Source organism: Micromonospora sp. M51, assembly GCF_018070305.1.
GTDB lineage: Bacteria > Actinomycetota > Actinomycetes > Mycobacteriales > Micromonosporaceae > Micromonospora > Micromonospora parva.
On record NZ_JAGPXZ010000811.1, the window covers coordinates 1 to 2,612 of the forward strand.

Below are 2,612 nucleotides of genomic sequence, written 5' to 3' on the forward strand. Positions count from 1 at the left end.
AACGGTGTGAAGGTGCGCAGATCACTGCGCAGGCGTCGACAGGCCACCCGCATCTGATGCACGGCGGTGTCGTCACCGGCGGCCGAGGCGCGCAGCCGGACCAGCGGGTCGTGCGCCAACAGCCGGCGGACCTCCTTGCGGACCGACTCGGTCACCACCTCACCGGCGCTCGGCTCGGCGGTCAGCCCGGCCGGCGCGACCAGGTCCGGCTCGGCCCGCGCTGCCGCGCCCAGCGCCCGTACGTGCTTCGGTGTGAACGACCCGCCCCGGGCGCCAGCCTGGCGCAGCACCTCACCGACCCGGTCGAGCAGCTCCCGGTCGCCGGCCGTGCGCTCCACCTCCACCTCGCGGAACGTGTCGGTGGTGGTGCCGGCGTCGTCGAGCACCGTCACCCGGTCGTCCACCACCTCGGCGAGCACCGTGCCGGCCCGGTCACACACCTCGTACGCGTGCCGCACCGTGCGGACCATCGCCACCGGTGCCAGTGGCGCCCCCCGGTGCAGGACGGTGACCAACTCCACCAGCTCCGGTGGCGGCTGCCGCTTCGGCCCGGGCCGGGAGATCTCGTGCCGGACGCCCGGCGTCCCGGTCGGTAGTTTCACCGTCCAGGGCAGCTCGTCGCCCCGCCGGTGGCGCAGCGACGCACCGGCCCGGGCCAGCCGCAGGTCGACGGTGTCGAGGTAGCGGGCGACAAGCGTCACCGGTGGCAGTGCCCGGACCCGACCTCCGGCCGGGGCGGCACCGGCCAGGTCCGGTAGCACGTAGGCGTCGTCCACCTCGTACTTCTGCTCCTCCTCGACCATCAGCTCAGCCTATGCGCTGCGCGGTCAGCTGGCCGTGCCACCGACGCGGCGCAGCAACAGTTCCTGCAGATGCTCCCGGGCGGTGTCGTCACCGCCGGTACGCCGGGTCCAGGTGCCGTCCCCGGCCAGCTCGAACGCGTCCACTTCGGGGCTCATCGCGGCGGTGAGCACCTGGTCCAGTTCGGCGCGGGCGATCGGGTCGCTCACCTGCACCAGCGCCTCCACCCGGCGGTCCAGGTTGCGGTGCATGAGGTCGGCCGAGCCCATCCAGAACTCGGCCTCACCGTTGTTGCCGAACCGGAAGACCCGGGAGTGTTCCAGGAACCGGCCGAGGATCGAGCGGACCCGGATGTTCTCCGACAACCCCGGCACCCCGGGGCGCAGCGTGCACATGCCCCGGATGAGCAGGTCGACGTGGACGCCGGCCTGGGAGGCGCGGTACAGCGCGTCGGTCACCCCCTCGTCGACCAGCGAGTTGACCTTGAACTGGACCAGGCCGGGCATGCCCAGGCGGACGTGCGAGATCTCCCGTTCGATCCGCTCGATCAGCCCGCTGCGGATGCCCTGCGGCGCGACCAGCAGCCGCCGGTACGCGGTCTGCCGGCTGTACCCGGTCAGCACGTTGAACAGGTCGGTGAGGTCGGCGCCGATCTCCGGGTCGGCGGTGAGCATGCCGAAGTCCTCGTACAGTCGGGCCGTCTTCGGGTGGTAGTTGCCGGTGCCGATGTGGCAGTAGCGGCGGATCTGGTTGCCCTCCTGCCGGACCACCAACGCGGTCTTGCAGTGCGTCTTCAGGCCGACCAGGCCGTACACCACGTGGCAGCCGGCGCGTTCCAGCGTGCGGGCCCAGCCGATGTTGGCCACCTCGTCGAAGCGGGCCTTCACCTCCACCAGCACCACCACCTGCTTGCCGGCGGCGGCCGCGTCGACGAGCGCGTCGACGATCGGGGAGTCGCCACTGGTGCGGTAGAGGGTCTGCTTGATGGCCAGCACGTTCGGGTCGGCGGCGGCCTGCTCGATGAAGCGCTGCACGCTCGTGGCGAACGAGTGGTACGGGTGGTGCACCAGGATGTCGCCGTCGCGCAGGGTGGAGAAGACGCTGCGCGGCACCTCGCCCTCGGCGAGGCGGGGATGGGTGGCCGGCACGAACGGCGGGTCCTTCAGGTCCGGCCGGTCCGCCTCGCCGTAGACCTGCCACAGCGCGGAGAGGTCCAGCAGGCCGGGCACCCGCAGCACGTCCTGGTCGTCCATGTCCAGCTCGCGGACGAGCAGCTCCAACATGTGGTCGGAGATGGACGCGGCGACCTCCAGCCGGACCGGCGGACCGAACCGCCGCCGGGCCAGCTCCCGCTCCAGGGCCTGGAGCAGATCCTCGTCGCGGTCCTCGTCGACCTCCACCTCGGCGTTGCGGGTGACCCGGAACAGGTGGCACTCGACCACCTGCATGCCGCTGAACAGCTGCCCCAGGTGCACCGAGATCAGGTCCTCCACGGGCAGCATCCGGACGCCCGGCTGGTCCCGGTCCACCCGGACGAAACGGGGCACGTTGTTCGGCACCTTGACCCGGGCGAACAGCTCCGAACCGCCGTCCGGGTCACGAACCGCCACCGCCAGGTTCAGCGACCGCCCCGAGATGTACGGGAACGGGTGCGCCGGGTCCACCGCGAGCGGGGTCAGCACCGGGAAGATGTGCTCCCGGAAGTAGGTGCGCAGCCGTTCCCGCTCGGCGTCGCCCAACTCGCCCCAGCGCAGTATCCGGATGCTCTCGCCGGCGAGTTTGGGCAGCACGCCGCCTGTTTCGTCGACGAC

The 2,612-nt window shown here is 71.7% G+C and carries 2 protein-coding genes; both read right to left on the reverse strand.

Annotated features, from left to right (window positions below):
• Positions 1 to 803: inorganic triphosphatase (locus KBX53_RS29155; RefSeq protein ID WP_210862808.1), on the reverse strand; the 803-nt coding region annotated here is incomplete at its 3' end.
• A 24-nt stretch (positions 804 to 827) separates the two neighbouring features.
• Positions 828 to 2,612 (reverse strand): RNA degradosome polyphosphate kinase (locus KBX53_RS29160; protein WP_210862810.1); only part of this gene is annotated, 1,785 nt, incomplete at its 5' end.